General features: G+C 64.0%; 12 protein-coding genes and 2 pseudogenes. 9 read left to right on the top strand and 5 right to left on the bottom strand.

Annotation, left to right across the window (positions count from 1 at the left end; translation table 11 throughout):
• The 6 genes and pseudogenes from ACQ4MM_RS08800 to ACQ4MM_RS08825 form a co-directional block, all read left to right on the top strand.
• Window positions 1-440: BRCT domain-containing protein (locus tag ACQ4MM_RS08800; protein WP_431477009.1), on the top strand; the 440-nt coding region annotated here is incomplete at its 5' end.
• A pseudogene (gene galU / locus ACQ4MM_RS08805) lies at window positions 440-1,325 on the top strand (UTP--glucose-1-phosphate uridylyltransferase GalU). The gene ACQ4MM_RS08800 and the pseudogene galU, both read left to right, overlap by 1 nt.
• Window positions 1,322-1,858, top strand: coding sequence for a peptide deformylase (gene def / locus ACQ4MM_RS08810; RefSeq protein WP_431477010.1), 537 nt, complete (start codon window positions 1,322-1,324; stop codon window positions 1,856-1,858). Before galU ends, def begins: the two are co-directional and overlap by 4 nt.
• A gap of 76 nt (window positions 1,859-1,934) precedes the next feature.
• Window positions 1,935-3,329: pseudogene (locus ACQ4MM_RS08815) on the top strand (OPT family oligopeptide transporter); the annotation flags it as partial.
• A 28-nt stretch (window positions 3,330-3,357) separates the two neighbouring features.
• Window positions 3,358-3,921, top strand: a complete 564-nt coding sequence (locus ACQ4MM_RS08820; RefSeq protein ID WP_431477043.1) for an OPT/YSL family transporter — start codon at window positions 3,358-3,360, stop codon at window positions 3,919-3,921.
• 23 nt (window positions 3,922-3,944) lie between these two features.
• Window positions 3,945-4,766 carry an aldo/keto reductase gene (locus tag ACQ4MM_RS08825; RefSeq protein ID WP_431477011.1) on the top strand — a complete coding sequence of 274 codons (822 nt, stop codon included), beginning with the start codon at window positions 3,945-3,947 and terminating at the stop codon, window positions 4,764-4,766.
• 13 nt (window positions 4,767-4,779) lie between these two features.
• Here the strand turns inward: ACQ4MM_RS08825 and ACQ4MM_RS08830 are convergent, their stop codons facing one another.
• Window positions 4,780-5,547, bottom strand: coding sequence for a MipA/OmpV family protein (locus ACQ4MM_RS08830; protein WP_431477012.1), 768 nt, complete (start codon window positions 5,545-5,547; stop codon window positions 4,780-4,782).
• A 109-nt stretch (window positions 5,548-5,656) separates the two neighbouring features.
• Between ACQ4MM_RS08830 and ACQ4MM_RS08835 the strand changes: the two genes are divergently transcribed.
• Both ACQ4MM_RS08835 and ACQ4MM_RS08840 read left to right on the top strand, forming a co-directional pair.
• On the top strand, window positions 5,657-6,328 hold the full coding sequence (locus ACQ4MM_RS08835; RefSeq protein WP_431477013.1) for a response regulator: 672 nt from the start codon (window positions 5,657-5,659) through the stop codon (window positions 6,326-6,328).
• Complete coding sequence (locus ACQ4MM_RS08840) at window positions 6,325-7,728, top strand: sensor histidine kinase (RefSeq protein WP_431477014.1); 1,404 nt, start codon at window positions 6,325-6,327, stop codon at window positions 7,726-7,728. The genes ACQ4MM_RS08835 and ACQ4MM_RS08840 overlap by 4 nt, the downstream gene beginning before the upstream one ends.
• On the opposite strand, the gene ACQ4MM_RS08845 is transcribed toward ACQ4MM_RS08840, so the two are convergent.
• The 4 genes from ACQ4MM_RS08845 to map all read right to left on the bottom strand — a co-directional run bounded on the left by ACQ4MM_RS08845 (window position 7,706) and on the right by map (window position 12,747).
• Entirely contained in the window at window positions 7,706-8,458 is a 753-nt protein-coding gene (locus ACQ4MM_RS08845; RefSeq protein ID WP_431477015.1) for a flagellar brake protein, read from the bottom strand. The genes ACQ4MM_RS08840 and ACQ4MM_RS08845 overlap by 23 nt on opposite strands.
• 122 nt (window positions 8,459-8,580) lie before the next feature.
• The gene (locus tag ACQ4MM_RS08850) at window positions 8,581-9,330 is read right to left on the bottom strand and encodes a pseudouridine synthase (protein WP_431477016.1); all 750 of its coding nucleotides are present in this window, start codon (window positions 9,328-9,330) and stop codon (window positions 8,581-8,583) included.
• Window positions 9,330-11,912 carry a [protein-PII] uridylyltransferase gene (locus ACQ4MM_RS08855; protein ID WP_431477017.1) on the bottom strand — a complete coding sequence of 861 codons (2,583 nt, stop codon included), beginning with the start codon at window positions 11,910-11,912 and terminating at the stop codon, window positions 9,330-9,332. The genes ACQ4MM_RS08850 and ACQ4MM_RS08855 overlap by 1 nt, the downstream gene beginning before the upstream one ends.
• A 16-nt stretch (window positions 11,913-11,928) precedes the next feature.
• The gene (gene map, locus ACQ4MM_RS08860) at window positions 11,929-12,747 is read right to left on the bottom strand and encodes a type I methionyl aminopeptidase (RefSeq protein ID WP_431477018.1); all 819 of its coding nucleotides are present in this window, start codon (window positions 12,745-12,747) and stop codon (window positions 11,929-11,931) included.
• A gap of 224 nt (window positions 12,748-12,971) precedes the next feature.
• Between map and ACQ4MM_RS08865 the strand changes: the two genes are divergently transcribed.
• Complete coding sequence (locus ACQ4MM_RS08865) at window positions 12,972-15,389, top strand: phosphocholine-specific phospholipase C (RefSeq protein ID WP_431477019.1); 2,418 nt, start codon at window positions 12,972-12,974, stop codon at window positions 15,387-15,389.
• Window positions 15,390-15,499: the final 110 nt, after the last annotated feature.

The following is a 15,499-nucleotide window of genomic DNA, read 5'->3' on the forward strand; positions in this document are numbered from 1 at the left end:
TGGCCGAGCAAGTCGAGCAGGTCAAGCCGGGCGCCACGCTGTTGGCACTGGCCCACCTGCCTGTCTTCAACGTCTTCGGGCTGCCGGCCAATGTGGCGCAGGCGCTGGAAGAGTGGATGCGCGAGCCGGACAACCGCGACTCGCTGGTGGCCTTGCACGAACTGCGCGAAGAACTGCTGGCGCAACTTCCGCAAGCGGCCGAAGCGGAAGGCGCCATGAGTGGCAAGACCTTCGTCCTGACCGGCACGCTGCCGGCCATGAGCCGCGACCAGGCGCAAGCCATGATCGAGGCTGCCGGCGGCAAGGTTTCCGGTTCTGTATCGAAGAAAACATCCTACGTCGTCGCCGGTGCGGAGGCAGGCAGCAAGCTGGCCAAGGCCGAAGAGCTGGGCGTGACGATTTTAGACGAGGCGGGGCTGCTGGCCCTGTTAGGCCAATGATGACACGTCGCATTCGCAAGGCGGTGTTTCCGGTTGCTGGCCTGGGCAGCCGGTTCCTGCCCGCGACCAAGGCGCAGCCGAAGGAAATGCTGCCGATTGTCGACAAACCTTTGATCCAGTATGCGGTGGAAGAAGCGGTGGCGGCAGGCGTGACGGAACTGGTGTTCGTCACCGGCCGCAACAAGCGCGCCATCGAGGACCATTTCGACAAGGCCTACGAGCTCGAAGCCGAGCTGGAGGCCAGCGGCAAGGAACAACTGCTGGACGCGGTGCGCAGCGTACTGCCGCCTAACGTCAAGTGCATCTACACGCGCCAGGCTGAGCCCCCTCGGACTGGGGCACGCGGTGTTATGCGCGCGTCCGATTGTGGGAGACGAGCCGTTCGCGGTGCTGTTGGCCGACGACTTCATGGACGCCAATGGCCACAAGCCGGTATTGGCGCAGATGACGGAACGTTTCGAGCACGAGTGCGTCAGCCTGCTGGCCGTGCAGAATGTGCCGCGTGCCGATACCCGCCAATACGGCATTGTCAGCGCGCAGCCGTTTGTCGACAAGCTTGAAATGGTGTCCGGCATCGTCGAGAAGCCGGAGCCGAATGCAGCCCCGAGCACGTTGGCCGTCGTCGGGCGCTATGTGCTGACCAACCGGATCTTCGATCACCTGGAGCGCATCGGTGCCGGCGCCGGCGGTGAAATCCAGCTGACCGACGCGATCGCGGCAATGCTCAAGGAGGAGCGTGTGCTGGCCTACCGTTATGACGGCGACCGCTACGACTGCGGCTCCAAGCTCGGCTACCTGAAGGCTACCGTCGTAATGGGCCTGCGCCATGGCGAAACCGGCGCCGGCTTAAGCGCATTCCTGCGCCAATTGGAGGGCGGCAAATGACTGTGCGTGAAATCCTGAAGATGGGCGATGCCCGGCTGCTGCGCGTGGCAGAGCCGGTGCGCGAGTTCAATACCAAAGAACTGCATGCCCTGATCGTCGACATGTTCGACACCATGCACGCCGCAAACGGCGCCGGCCTGGCCGCGCCGCAGATCGGCGTCAACCTGCAACTGGTGATCTACGGTTTCAAAGCCAATGCGCGCTATCCGGACGCGCCGCAAGTGCCGGAGACGGTGCTGATCAATCCGGTCCTGACGCCGATCGGCGAAGAGATGGAAGAGGGCTTCGAAGGCTGCCTGTCCGTGCCGGGCCTGCGCGGCAGCGTGCCGCGCTATTCCCGCCTGCATTACGAAGGCTACGACCAGTTTGGCGAGCGCATCGTGCGCGACGCGGACGGTTTCCACGCCCGCGTGGTGCAGCATGAGGTGGATCATTTGCTGGGAATCCTTTATCCGGCACGGATCCGCGACTTCTCCAAGTTCGGCTTTACCTCGGTGTTGTTCCCCGACCTCGATCCCGGCGACGACGATTGATTTGTTTGGCGGCGCCGCGAATCTGGCGTAATATCCCGGCCACTTTGTATCCTTATTAACACAACGGATTACCCAGATGAGCAACCAGTCGCAGAATAACCCGCTCGAGTTCAGTGTCCGCGGCATCGTCCTCGGCATCTTCATTACCCTGATCTTCACCGCCGCGCAGGTATATCTTGGCCTGAAAGTAGGCCTGACCTTCGCCACCTCGATTCCCGCCGCCGTGATTTCCATGGCCCTGCTCAGCGCATTCAAGGATGCGACGATCCAGGAAAACAATATCGTGCAGACCATCGCGTCGGCCGCCGGCACGCTGGCTTCGGTGATTTTCGTGCTGCCTGGCCTGCTGATGATCGGCTGGTGGGCCAAGATTCCATTCTGGCCAACCTTCGGCGCTTGCGCCATCGGCGGCGTGCTTGGCGTGATGTACACCATGCCGCTGCGTCGTGCACTGGTGTCGCAATCGGACCTGCCGTATCCGGAAGGCGTGGCTGCGGCTGAAGTGCTGAAAGTCGGCACCCAGTCCCGCGCCGGCGCGCAAGAAGGCAAGGCTGGCCTGTGGGCGGTGATCTGGGGTTCCGTGGCTTCCGCCGTCTTCGCCTTCCTCGGCGCGGCCAAGCTGGTTGCAGCGGAAGTGGCGCATTTCGTCAAATTCGGCAATGGTGCCACCGGCCTCGGGGCATCGAGCTCGCTGGCCCTGGTTGGGGCCGGCCACCTGATGGGTATCGCGGTCGGTATGGCCATGCTGCTCGGCCTGGTGATCGCATGGGGCATCCTGGTGCCTTTGCTGACCATGGCCAACCCGGCCGCGCCTGGCGTTTCGCTGGCCGACCACGCGCTTGGCATCTGGAGCAGCCAGGTGCGCATGATGGGCGCCGGCACCATTGGCGCGGCGGCGATCGTCACACTGGCAACCCTGGCCAAGCCGGTGGTGGGCGGCCTGAAGTCGGCCATGGAATCCGCGCGCAGCGCCAAGGCGGGCGGCGCCGACGTGCCGCGCGAAGACAAGGACTTGCCGCTCTTCGTCGTCGGCCTGGTGACCCTGCTGTCGATGGTGCCTGCCGGCTGGCTGCTGTCGTCCTTCCTCTCGGGCGGTCCGCTGTCCTCGATTTCGACCCCGCTGGTGGTGGTAGGCGTCGGCTACATCCTGATCGCAGGCATGCTGGCTGCGGCGGTTTGCGGTTACATGGCGGGCCTGATCGGCTCCTCCAATTCACCGGTGTCCGGCCTGGCCATCCTGTCCATCCTCGGCGCCGCCACCTCGGTGGGCTGGGTGGGACGCGAGATCATGGGTCCTGACACCGCACAGGCGCTGATCGCGTTCGCGCTGTTCGTGACCACCGTGGTGCTGGCCGTCGCCGTGATCGGCAACGACAACCTGCAGGACCTGAAGACCGGCCAGCTGGTCGGCGCCACTCCCTGGAAGCAGCAGATTGCCCTGATCATCGGCGTGTTCGCAGGCTCGTGCGTGGTGCCGCCGGTACTGGAACTGCTGAACCATGCGAACGGTTTTTGCCGGCGCACCGAATGCAAACGCAATTTCCGACCAGCCGTTGGCCGCGCCGCAAGCGACCCTGATTTCCACGCTGGCAAAAGGCGTGATCGGCGGCGACCTGCATTGGGACCTGATCGGCTATGGCGCCCTGATCGGCCTGGCGCTGGTGGCGCTCGACTTCATCCTGAAGAAATCGAGCAAGCGCAAATACAGCTGCGCACCGCTGGGCGTTGGCCTGGCAATCTACCTGCCGTCGGCGGTGACGTCGCCGGTGGTGGTGGGCGCGATCGGCGGCTACTTGTTCGAGCGGGCAATGCGCGGCAAGAAGCATGGCGAGGCGGCTTCCCGCCTTGGCGTGCTGGTCATGTCCGGATTCATCGTGGGCGAGAGCTTGTTCAACGTTGCCCTGGCTGGACTGATCGTGCTGACCAACAAGGGCGAACCGCTGGCAATCGCCAACAGCATGAGCGAAGCGACCACCATGCTGATCGCCGTCGCGGTGGCTGCTGCGGTAGTCGTGGGTCTGTACCGCTGGTCCGCGAAGTCGGCCAGCGCCATTGAGGCTTGACGCAACACTTTCGGAGTGTGGCCATGACGCTATCGGGAATCGGGCAGGGCACCTGGAATATGGGCGAGCGGGCTGCCGACAAGGCTGCCGAAGTGCGCGCCCTGCAGCTTGGGCTGGACCTGGGCATGACGGTGATCGACACGGCGGAAATGTATGCCGATGGCGGCGCGGAAAAGGTGGTCGGCGAAGCGCTTGCCGGCCGCCGCAGCGAGGCTTACCTGGTCAGCAAAGTGCTGCCGCAGAATGCCTCGCGCCAAGGCGTGGTGGCGGCCTGCGAGAAAAGCCTGAAACGCATGAAGGTCGATCACATCGACCTGTACCTGCTGCATTGGCAGGGCAGCGTACCGTTCGCCGAAACGCTGGAAGGCCTGCTTGCCTTGAAGCAGGCCGGCAAGATCCATGAATTCGGGGTCAGCAACTTCGACCTCGCGCAGATGAAGGCCGCTACCGCGCTGGCGGGCGGTGATGCGATCGAGGCCAACCAGGTGCTGTACAACCTGCGCCGGCGCGGCATCGAATGGGACCTGCTGCCCTGGTGCCAGGAGCGGGGCGTCCTGCTGATGGCATACTCGCCGCTGGAATCCAACCGCAAGGAGCAGGAGCGCTTGCTGGCCGAACCTGCGCTGCAGGCGGTCGCCGCGCGGCACCAGGCCACGCCTGCACAAATTGCGCTGGCATGGCTGTTGCGCCAGGATGGCGTCATGCCGATTCCTAAGGCGGCCAGCGAAGCGCACGTGCGCGCCAACGCGGCGGCCATGGCTTTGCGGCTGGACCAGGAAGACCTGGCCCAGCTGGACAAGTCATTTGCGCCGCCACGGCGTGCAACCCCGCTGGACATGTTGTGACCGCGACTTCTTCTTAGTAGCGATAGCTGGCGTAGAAGGCGGCCGTCGGCGCCGTATTGCGCCGCGTGACCGGGCTGCGCGCGGCTTCGCGTACCAGCGTGCTCGACCCCAGCATGCCGGTGAGTGTCCAGCGCTGGTCCACACGATGCTCCCAGGCGAATTTCAGCACAGCCTCGTACATGCCCGCCTTGGGCGAAAACTGCTTGCGGCCGGTGCGCAAGGCCTGCGATGCAGTCACCCCGTGGTAGGTCTGCATATACTTTTGATCCGCGAAGTTCGCGCCCAGGGACAAGGCTAGCTTATCGCTTTTGTCTTCGTGCAGCACGCCGGTGATTTCCAGCCCCGCGGTCTTGCCGTTCTCCTTGTGCGACAACGGCAGCGAAGCGCTGGCGCCCAGCACCAGGCCCGGAACAATACTGTAGCCGGCATGCAGGTTGGCCGTGGCACTGGCCTTGATGTCGCCCATGCCTCGCAACTCGGTACTGCCGCGGCTGCCGACAATGCTGGACTCGTTCTTCTCCAGGCGTTCCCCGCGCACGCCCAGCGCGGCATCCAGCGAAAAATCTCCCAGCGCCGTGCCGTAACCCAAGCCGCGCATGCTGCTGGCATACAGGCCATTGGCCATCTGGTAGTCGATGATGATGATGGGGGCGAGCTGCATTTCCTTCGAGCCGGCGTAGCGCGGCGCAGCGGCCAGGCCGCCGCCGATTGTGAGTGTGTTTTCCTGCGCATGGACACCGCTGCAGCAGGCGAGGATGAGGACTGGGACTGAAAGTTTCATGACTTGTTCTGAAAAAGTGATGGAGGCGGCAGTTTCCCAGCGCGCCATGAAGATTGGATAAAGAGCATCTTCATGTTTGCTTCAGGTAGCTGTGTTTAGAATAGCGGGCATGAAGATCCTTCTGATTGAAGACGATATGGACCTTGGCAACGGCATCCGCATTGCGCTGACCGACCAGGGAATGGAAGTCACCTGGGTACGCCAGCTGGCAGATGCGCAGCGCCAGCTCGAACAGCGCGGCTTCGACCTGCTGTTGCTGGACCTGGGCTTGCCGGACGGCGACGGCATGAGCCTGGTGGCCAGCCTGCGGCGCGGGCGGGAGGGCGTGCCGATCCTGATCCTGAGCGCACGGGACGCGTTGTCCGAGCGCCTGCTTGGCCTGGACACCGGCGCGGACGACTACCTGGTCAAGCCGTTCGAACTGGCGGAGCTGCTGTCGCGGGTACGCGCACTGGCTCGCCGCAGCTATGGATTCGACGGCGAGACACTGGAGCTGCGCGGCATCGTGCTGCATGTGCCGACACGGCGCGTTACCGTCAATGGGCGCCTGGCCGACCTGACCGGCAGCGAATACGAGCTGCTGCGCATCCTGATGATGCGTGCCGACCGCGTGGTGACCAGGCGCAGCCTGGAAGAGCAGGCGTTGCCGGGTGCGCAAGCGAATGCCAGCAATTCACTGGACGTTCATATGGCCAACCTGCGCCGCAAGGTCGGGGAAGGCTTGATCCGCACCGTGCGCGGCGTGGGATACGTGATCGACCAGCGCGAGGTGGGCCGGTGATCCGCAAGTTCTGGCAGCGGCTGGTAGCGCACAGCATGGTGGCGCGCCTGCTGGTGGCGCAGATGTTCGTCCTGTGCCTGCTGTGGCTGCTCGCGCTGGTATACGTGGTGCATGACGCAACCCGGGATAAAGTCACGCTGGAACTCGGATCGACCTACGACGCGATCTTCGCCGTTGCAGGCAACGAACTGACGGAACCGGCCAAGATGCGGGAGTCGATCCGCAAAGTGGAAGCCGCCTTGCGCGACATGGCCGGCGTTGACATGAGCGCTTTTCCCGGCCCTAGCTTCATCGTTGAAAACAGCGAAGGCATCTTGTACCGTTCAGCCGAAGTGCCGCCGGGGGCCAGAGCCGGTGCGCTCGGCGAGCTCCCTCTATTTGAAAGCGGCGGCAACACCTGGCGTGCGCGCACCGTGCAGTCGCCGCACTCGGACCTGCGCATCACCAGCATCATGCCGGCCGACGGCGTCAATATTTTCTTGAGGCTGGCCTCGCGCGGCACCCTGTTGCTGCCTTTGTTGATCAGTTTTCCTTTCCTGATCCTGCCGGCCTGGCTGTCGATTCGGCTGGCCCAGGGACCCTGGACCAAGGCCATGGCGGACCTGGCGACGCGCGGCCCGCAGGACTTGCGCCCGTTGCCGGTCGATGGCCGCCCGCGCGAGCTTGTCGTCATGTTCAACCGCATCAATGCCTTGCTGGCGCGCGTCAGCGACAGCGCGCAGCGTGAGCGCGCCTTTATCGCCGATGCGGCGCACGAGCTGCGCACGCCGCTGGCAGCCATGCGGGTGAATGTGGAAGCCTTGCAGCGGCAGGCCAGCGAGCCGCGCCAGCAAGAGCTCCTTGACGGCATCGTCAGCGGCAATGCGCGTGCCACACGCCTGGTCAGCCAGCTATTGCGACTGATGCGCAGCGATGCGACAGGCAGCGAGCAGGAAGAAGAAATCTGCTTCGACGCGCTGCTGCAGGAGCGCATGGCCGCGCTGGCGGGTATCGCCGACGCCAAGGGCGTCGAGCTGGAGCTGAGCGGGGAGCATGAACTCTACCTGGCCGGGCGCCGGGAAGGACTGGTGTCGCTGCTTGACAACCTGCTGGATAACGCCATCAAGTACAGCCCGGAACAGGGCAAGGTGTGGGCCGACGTGCGGAGCGCCGACGGCTGTATCGTCCTGCGGATTTCCGACCAGGGGCCGGGTATTGCGCCCGAGTTGCGCGAGCGCGTGTTCGACCGCTTCTTCCGCGACCCGCGCCAGGCGCAGTCGCACTCAGGCAGCGGCTTGGGATTGGCGATCGCCCTGGCGGTAGCACGCCAGCATGGCGGCAGCATCGCACTGGATGGCGCCGGCAGCATGGGCTTGTGCGTGACGGTGCGGATGCCGCTTAGCGCTGGCCGCGGGTGTTGAGGCGCTCCAGGATGCGGTGCAGTTCGTCCTGCATCATGGGCGACAGGTTCTGGAACTGGCAACCGATCTGCACCTGCTCGCCGAGCAGGAAGGAGCGGAAGTGGCGCGACAGTCGGATTTCCAGGTCGCAGATCAGCACCGACCCGGGCCCCATGTCCAGGCGCACGCGCTGCAGCTTGCGGCCGACGTGCAGCCCGACCGCGTCGCGCGGCGAGCAGCGCATGCCGACGCCGCCGACTGCGAAGTCGTACAGCTGCAATTCGTACGGCTTGCCGTTCAGGACAAACGAAGCGGTGTGGTAGGTGCCGAGCGGCGTCTCCAGGCGCGGCGCTGCGCGCCGGTTGAGCACCTGGCAACGTTCGGGAAACTGCGCCGGGACCAGGGTCGGTTGCTCCGGCAGGGCATTCCAATGTGGATCGTCCAGCTTGAACTGGAATTTGGCACCGCGCAGCCATGCCACGAAGGTGCACTCGCCAGGCGGCAGTGTGAAACCTTCGTTGAGCTGGATGACGAAATGCGGCAGTTCGGGATCGACCGAGAGCAGGCGGGCCAGCACCACGCCGGCGTTGTCCCGGTGGTAGATGGAAACCGCGTCGCCCGCATCGGCCAGCGCCGCCAGCGCGTCGCCGATTTCATCGGGGTCCACGATATCGTGTGGATGCGACCCCGCGGCAATCGGATCGACCGCGTCTTGTGGACGGGGCGGCCCCTTGCGGAAGTCGTTTGGCATTGGATCGTTCACAGCTCAGGTTCTCGTTGTTTAGGAGAAGACCCCAGTACTTTACCGCGTTCCGGCAGCCAGCGCTTGCTAAACGGCAATGAACGCTGCTTTTCTGTTGCGTCGATGCCGACTCAGAATCGCTCGTCCGGGCTAAGGTAGCGCCATTGTCCTTCTGGTAAGTTTCCAAGTTTGACACGACCGATCCGCACCCGCTTCAAGCCTAACACGCGCAGCCCGACCATCTCGCACATGCGGCGGATCTGGCGTTTCTTGCCTTCGCGCAGAGTGAAGCTGAGCTGGTCGTCGTTTTGCCAGCGCACCTTGGCCGGCAGCAGCGGTTTGCCGTCCATCCACAGGCCGTGGTTCAGGCGCTGCAGGTCGCTGTCGGGCAGGCGGCCCGGCTTGCTGTACTCGACGCGCACCAGGTATTCCTTGTCAACATTGGTGTTTTCACCAATCAGCTGCTTGGCCACGCGGCCGTCCTGGGTCAGCACCAGCAGGCCGACCGAGTCGATGTCGAGGCGGCCGGCCGGCACCAGGCTGCGCAGCTGGTTGCGGTCGAAGCGTTCCGGCGAACTGTCTTCGGCCCAGCGGTTTTCCGGCTTGATCAGGACCACGGCCGGCTGGTAGCCGTCTTCGGCTTGGCCGGACACATAGCCGACCGGCTTGTTGATCAGGATCGTGACGCGGCGCGCCTGTTCGGCGGCGGCCTGGCGTTCCACGGTGACTTTCTGGCTTGGGTAGACTTTGGTGCCCAGTTCGGACACCACCTGGCCATCCACGCGCACCCAGCCCTTGGCGATCCATTCATCGGCTTCACGGCGGGAGCATAGGCCCAGTTCGGACATGCGCTTGGACAGGCGTAACAATTCTTCGGACATCAGATTTTCAGTACTTCAAGTAGGTCGGTTTCCAGCTGGAGCTGGGTACGGGCATTGGCCAGGGCAGGGCCGTCGACGATGAACACGTCTTCCACGCGTTCGCCGAGGGTCATGATCTTGGCCGTATGCAGATTGATCTTGTATTGGGTCAGCACGTTGGCGATCGAATACAGCAGGCCGGTGCGGTCGTTGGCCGCCACCGACAGCAGGTAGTACTGGCCACGTTCGTCGGGCCGCAGGTCCACCGTCGGCTGGATCGGGAAGGTGCGCGACAGGCGCGACAGGCGCCCCTTGCTTGGCGAGGTAAGCGGTCCTTGCGTCACCAGCAGCTCGCACAGCTCATGTTCGATCAGGTTGATGATGTCGCGGTAGCTCTTGGCGAAATTCTGCTCGGTGACCAGGAAGGTGTCGAGCGCATAGCCATGCTTCGTGGTATGGATCTTGGCATCGAGGATGCTGAAGTTCTTGCGGTCGAAGTAGGAGCAGATGCGCGCGAACAGGTCCGGCTGGTCCTTGATGTAGACCGCCACCTGCAAGCCTTCGCCGATCGGCGCCAGGCGCGCCTTCACCACCGGCTGGCCGCTGTCCAGGCGGTCCCACAGCGCGCGCGTTTGCCAGGCGATATCGCTGGCGTCGTGGCGCAGGAAGTAGGCCAGGTCGAGCTGCTTCCACAACGCTTCATGCGCGTCGGGCGGCAGGCCGTACAGGCGCAGGGTGGCCAGTGCTTCCTGCTGGCGGTTCTTCAGCTCGCGGTCGGCGGAATGCGGCTCGCCGCCCAGCACGCGCAGCGTCATCTTGTACAGGTCTTCCAGCAGCTTGCCTTTCCAGGCGTTCCATACTTTCGGGCTGGTGCCGCGGATGTCGGCCACCGTCAGCAGGTACAGCGCGGTCAGGTGGCGCTCATCGCCGACCGTTTTGGCAAACGCCTGGATCACGTCCGGATCGGACATGTCCTGTTTCTGCGCCACGTGCGACATGGTCAGGTGCTGCTCGACCAGGAAGGACACCAGTTCGGTGTCTTCTTGGTCGATGCCATGCTCCTGGCAGAACTGCTCGACGTCGGCCACGCCCAGCTTGGAATGGTCGCCGCCGCGCCCTTTGGCGATGTCGTGGAACAGCGCCGCCACGTACAACAGCCATGGCTGCGGGAAGTTCGCCATCAGCTGCGAGCAGAACGGATATTCGTGCGCGTGCTCGGTCATGGTGAAGCGGCGCATATTGCGCAGCACCATCATGATGTGCTGGTCCACGGTGTAGACGTGGAACAGGTCGTGCTGCATCTGGCCGGTGATCTTGCGGAAGCTCGGCAGGTAGCGGCCCAGGATCGACAGCTCGTTCATCCGGCGCATATTGTGGATGATGCCCTGCGGCGCCTGCAGGATGCGCAGGAAGTAGGCCTTGTTGACCGGATCGGCGCGGAAGTCGGCGTCGATCTTGAAGCGCTCGTGCCATAGGGCGCGCATGGTGCGCGCCGTCATGCCTTTCAGGGCGGGACGTTCGCACAGCAGCACGAAGATCTCCATGATGGCCGACGGCGTCTTTTCAAACGTATCGTCGTCGTTCATGTCGATCATGCCGTTTACTTCGCTGAAGCGCTCATTGATGCGCACCGTCTCGCCGGCATGCGGGAACAGGTAGGACTCGATGTTCTGCAGCAGGATGGTGTTGAGCTGCACCACGGTCTTGGCGGCCCAGTAGTAGCGCTGCATCAGGTATTCGCTGGCGCGGCGCATGTGGACGCCGGTGCCGGTGGCTTTCAGCCCCAGGGTTTCGGCGACGGCGGTCTGCACGTCGAACACCAGGCGGTCTTCGCGGCGGCCGGCCACCAGGTGCAGGCGCACGCGGATATCCTTGAAGGCGCGTTCCTTCTCCATCAGCTGGCGCGCCTCGGTCTGGGTAATCAGGCCCCGTACGGCCAGCGTGCGCCAGGAGTTGGCCAGGCCGGCAGCCTTGGCCATCCACAGGATCACGTGCAGGTCGCGCAGGCCGCCCGGGCTTTCCTTCACGTTTGGCTCAAGGCTGAACGGCGTGTCCTCGTACTTGGCGTGACGCTGGCGCATCTCGATGGTTTTGGCCTCGAAGAAGGCGCGCGGGTCCATGGCCTTGTTGTAGGCGTCCTGCAATTGCGCGAACAGCACCATGTTGCCGGTGACGATGCGCGCTTCCAGCAGGCTGGTTTGCACGGTGATGTCGGCCTTCGATTCGGCCAGGCATTCGTCGATGGTGCGGATGCTGTGGCCCACGTCCAGGCCCAGGTCCCACAGCAACTGGACGAATTCTTCCAGCTTGCCGCGCGCGGCATCGTCCGGCGCCTGCTGCAGCAGGATCAGGACGTCGACATCGGAATACGGGAATAGCTCGCCGCGGCCGTAGCCGCCCACCGCCACCAAGGCCGCTTGCGGCGGCAGCCGGTTGGCAGCCCAGGCTTGCGTCAGGACGTCGTCGACACTGCTGCGCAGGTTGCGCAACAGCTTCTCCGGCATGCCATCCTCATGGAAGTTGGCAATGATCCGCTGGCGGTCCGATTTGAGCCGGGCCTTGAGCTGTTCCCGGAGGTCCTTCTTCATCGCGGCGTGGGGCATGCGTGTATCGGTCGAATTAGGCAGCGGCTTTTTCAGTGACAAAAGCAGGCGGCGGCGGGCTGCCGGCGGACAGGGTGAATACCTCGTAGCCAGTTTCGGTGACGACCAGGGTGTGCTCCCATTGCGCGGACAGGCTGCGGTCCTTGGTTTTAATGGTCCAGCCGTCAGGCATTTCCTTGATCTCGCGGCGGCCGGCGTTGATCATCGGCTCGATGGTGAAGACCATGCCTGCTTCCAGCACAGGACCGGTACCCGGCTTGCCATAATGGAGGATCTGCGGTTCTTCGTGGAACACCTTGCCGATGCCGTGGCCGCAGAATTCGCGCACCACGCTGTAGCCGTTTTTCTCGGCATGCACCTGGATGGCGTGGCCGATGTCGCCCAGGGTGGCGCCCGGCTTCACCTGCTCGATGCCCAGCCACATGCACTCGAAGGTCACGTCCGACAGGCGCTTGGCCAGGATCGACGGTTTGCCGATGAAGAACATGCGGCTGTTGTCGCCATGGTAGCCGTCCTTGGTGATCACGGTGATGTCGAGGTTGACCACGTCGCCGTCCTTCAGCACCTTGTCGCCCGGGATGCCATGGCAGATCACGTCGTTGACCGAGGTGCAGATGGCCTTGGGGTAGGGTGTATAGCCCGGCGGGCAGTAATTCAGGGGCGCCGGCACGGTGCCCTGCACATTGCTCATGTACTCGTGGCACAGGCGGTCCAGTTCACCGGTGGTGACGCCGGCCTTGACGAAAGGGGTGATGTAGTCGAGCACTTCGGAGCCGAGGCGGCCGGCCTCGCGCATGCCTGCGATGTCCTCGGGAGTTTTGATATTGATAGTCATGGGATCTTGCTGTTCTGTACAGGGTACGCCACTCTGGGGCGTTATCAGCAAGATTATAAACGACAGCCCCTGTGTGCGCTTCCCGGGGCGCCCTGTGCCGATATCCTGCCGACCAGGGCCGCAATCGGCAAAGCACGTGGCGCACGGGTGACAGCTGACATGCGATTGTCACAATTGCACCGTAGCATCGCTGGACCCTACAACCAGACCTATCAGGAAATTCGATGTCCACCAGCCGCCGTAAATTCCTTGGCATGGCCTCCGCCGGCGCCGCCAGTACCTTCTTCCCCGACCTGATCAGGCAAGCCCTGGCGGTTCCCGCCTACAGCGCCACCGGCACCCTGGCCGACGTGCAGCACGTGGTCATCTTCATGCAGGAAAACCGCTCCTTCGACCATTATTTCGGCACGCTGGCCGGCGTGCGCGGCTTCAACGACCCGCGCGCCATCACCCTGCCGGGCGGTAAGCCGGTGTGGCACCAGCCCAACGGCACCGGCGGCCACGTGCTGCCGTTCCATTTCGACGCCAAGAATACCAGCGCACTGTCGCTCGGCACCAACCATAGCTGGAAGGGCTCGCAAGCCACCTGGCAGGGCTGGGACGCCTGGGTCAAGCAGAAAACGGCACAGAGCATGGGCTATTTCGACCGCGGCGACCTGCCGTTCTACTACGCCCTGGCCGACGCCTTCACCATCTGCGACGACTACCATTGCTCGATCTTCGGCGCCACCGACCCGAACCGCATGTATTCGCTGACCGGCACCAACCAGAACTGGCTGGGTGCGATGGGCAGCCTGTACAACATCGATTCCGCCGGCTACTACAACAACGATCCGAAGTACGACAACATCACTGCCAGCGTGACGGCCAGCGCACCGAACTGGCGCACCTATGCCGAAGTGCTGGAAGCGAACAGCGTAAGCTGGAAGGTCTACCAGGAATGGGACAACTACGGCGACAACTACCTGGCCTATTTCCGCAACTTCCGCGTCAATGCCGACGGCACCCGCCTGACGGAAAGCAGCCCGCTGTACCAGAAAGGCCGCGTCATCGCCGCCGGTTCCACCGAGGCCAATGCGCGCGGCACCAAAGGCGACTGGCTGGTGAATTCGTTTGCCGACGACGTGCGCAATAACCGCTTGCCGCGCGTGTCCTGGATCGTCGCTCCGAACGACTACACCGAGCACTCGCCGAATTCCCCGAACGCCGGCGAGAACCTGACTGCGCGCCTGCTGGCGGCGCTGGTCGCCAATCCGGATGTCTGGTCGAAGACCGTGTTCCTGATCACCTACGACGAAAACGACGGCTTCTTCGACCACGTGCCTTCGCATATGGCGCCGCTGAATACCGGCATGGGCCGCAGCACGATGGCCGACAACGGCCAGTACGAGAACTACAACGGGGTGCCGGTTGGCCTTGGACCGCGCGTGCCGATGCTGGTGATTTCACCATGGAGCAAAGGCGGGCGCGTTTGCTCGCAACTGTTCGACCATACTTCCAAGCTGCGCTTCCTGGAGGAATGGCTGGTGGCGGGCCTTGGCAAGCAGCGCGCAAGCATCGCCTGCGAAAATATCTCGCCGTGGCGCCGTGCCGTGTGCGGCGACCTGACTTCCGCCTTCGACTTCAAGGCGCCCAATGCGAGCTGGCCGTCGACTGTGCCAAAGTCGACCACCTATCAGCTGGTGTCGGGCAAGCCGTACCCGCAACCGCCGGCGTTGCAATCCTTGCCGGCGCAAGAAGGCGGCAGTCCGCGCTATTCGTGCGCTTTGCCGTACGCCTTTGCCGCCACCGCACGCGTCGCTTCGCCGAAACAGGTGGAGCTGTCGTTCTTCAACCAGGGCGCGGCAGGTGGCGCGTTCATCGTCTATTCCCAGGCCCGCAGCGACGGCCCCTGGTATTACACGGTGGAGGCGGGCAAGAAGATTGAGCGCGAAACCTGGAACTGGAATACGCCGAACTATCACTTGAGCGTGATCGGGCCGAATGGCTTCCAGCGCGAGTTCGGCGGCGTGCTGGCGCTGGCCATGGCAACCGGCGGCGCCCGCCCCGAAGCATGGCTCAATGCGAATCCGCCGGCGATGTCGGTGGATGTGGTGCTGTCCAACCTGGACGGCGGCCGCGCCGCCACCTTCCGCCTGGGCGACAACGCCTACGGCCGCGCGGGGACCAGCCACACGGTGGCCGCCGGGCGGCAGGTGACGGTCAACGTGCCGGTCGGCGCGAATTTCGGCTGGTACGACCTGAGCGTGACTTGCGACTTCGACGCGCAATACCTGCGCCGCATGGCGGGCCGGGTCGAAAACGGCCAGGCCAGCCGCACCGATCCGGTGCTGGGCCGCACGGCGGCCGGCCCGCAAGCCACGCTGTCGGCCAGCGCCGGCTCGGTGGTGCGCGGATCCCCGATCAGTTTCACTTATTCGGTGCCGGCTCCGCAGGCCAACAGCAAGAATTGGATCGGGATTTACCGTAGCGGCGTGACGCCCGGTGCCACCGCTTCGCTGTCCTGGCAATACGTCACCACCGGCAGCGGAACCGCCGCGTTTGCCACCTCGGGCCTGGCGGCCGGCAGTTACGCCGCCTGGCTGCTGTACAACGATGGCTACACGTCCTTGACCGCCCCGGTGGCGTTTTCGGTGACTTGATGGGCGTGCGCGATTGTGCCGATTTCCGCACCGCGCACATATAAATTCATCAAGACTTGCACAATCGTGCGTGATTTACTTTCCTTTCTTTACAACAACAAACGGAGAAA

The organism is Massilia eburnea (assembly GCF_050709955.1).
Lineage (GTDB): Bacteria > Pseudomonadota > Gammaproteobacteria > Burkholderiales > Burkholderiaceae_D > Rugamonas > Rugamonas eburnea_A.

Coding starts and splice junctions, on each gene's coding strand:
- ACQ4MM_RS08825 (WP_431477011.1), top strand. CDS start 3,945: ATGACGCTATCGGGAATCGGGCAGGGCACCTGGAATATGGGCGAGCGG.
- def (WP_431477010.1), top strand. CDS start 1,322: ATGACTGTGCGTGAAATCCTGAAGATGGGCGATGCCCGGCTGCTGCGC.
- ACQ4MM_RS08830 (WP_431477012.1), bottom strand. CDS start 5,547: ATGAAACTTTCAGTCCCAGTCCTCATCCTCGCCTGCTGCAGCGGTGTC.
- ACQ4MM_RS08865 (WP_431477019.1), top strand. CDS start 12,972: ATGTCCACCAGCCGCCGTAAATTCCTTGGCATGGCCTCCGCCGGCGCC.
- ACQ4MM_RS08855 (WP_431477017.1), bottom strand. CDS start 11,912: ATGCCCCACGCCGCGATGAAGAAGGACCTCCGGGAACAGCTCAAGGCC.
- ACQ4MM_RS08850 (WP_431477016.1), bottom strand. CDS start 9,330: ATGTCCGAAGAATTGTTACGCCTGTCCAAGCGCATGTCCGAACTGGGC.
- ACQ4MM_RS08835 (WP_431477013.1), top strand. CDS start 5,657: ATGAAGATCCTTCTGATTGAAGACGATATGGACCTTGGCAACGGCATC.
- ACQ4MM_RS08820 (WP_431477043.1), top strand. CDS start 3,358: ATGCGAACGGTTTTTGCCGGCGCACCGAATGCAAACGCAATTTCCGAC.
- ACQ4MM_RS08845 (WP_431477015.1), bottom strand. CDS start 8,458: ATGCCAAACGACTTCCGCAAGGGGCCGCCCCGTCCACAAGACGCGGTC.
- map (WP_431477018.1), bottom strand. CDS start 12,747: ATGACTATCAATATCAAAACTCCCGAGGACATCGCAGGCATGCGCGAG.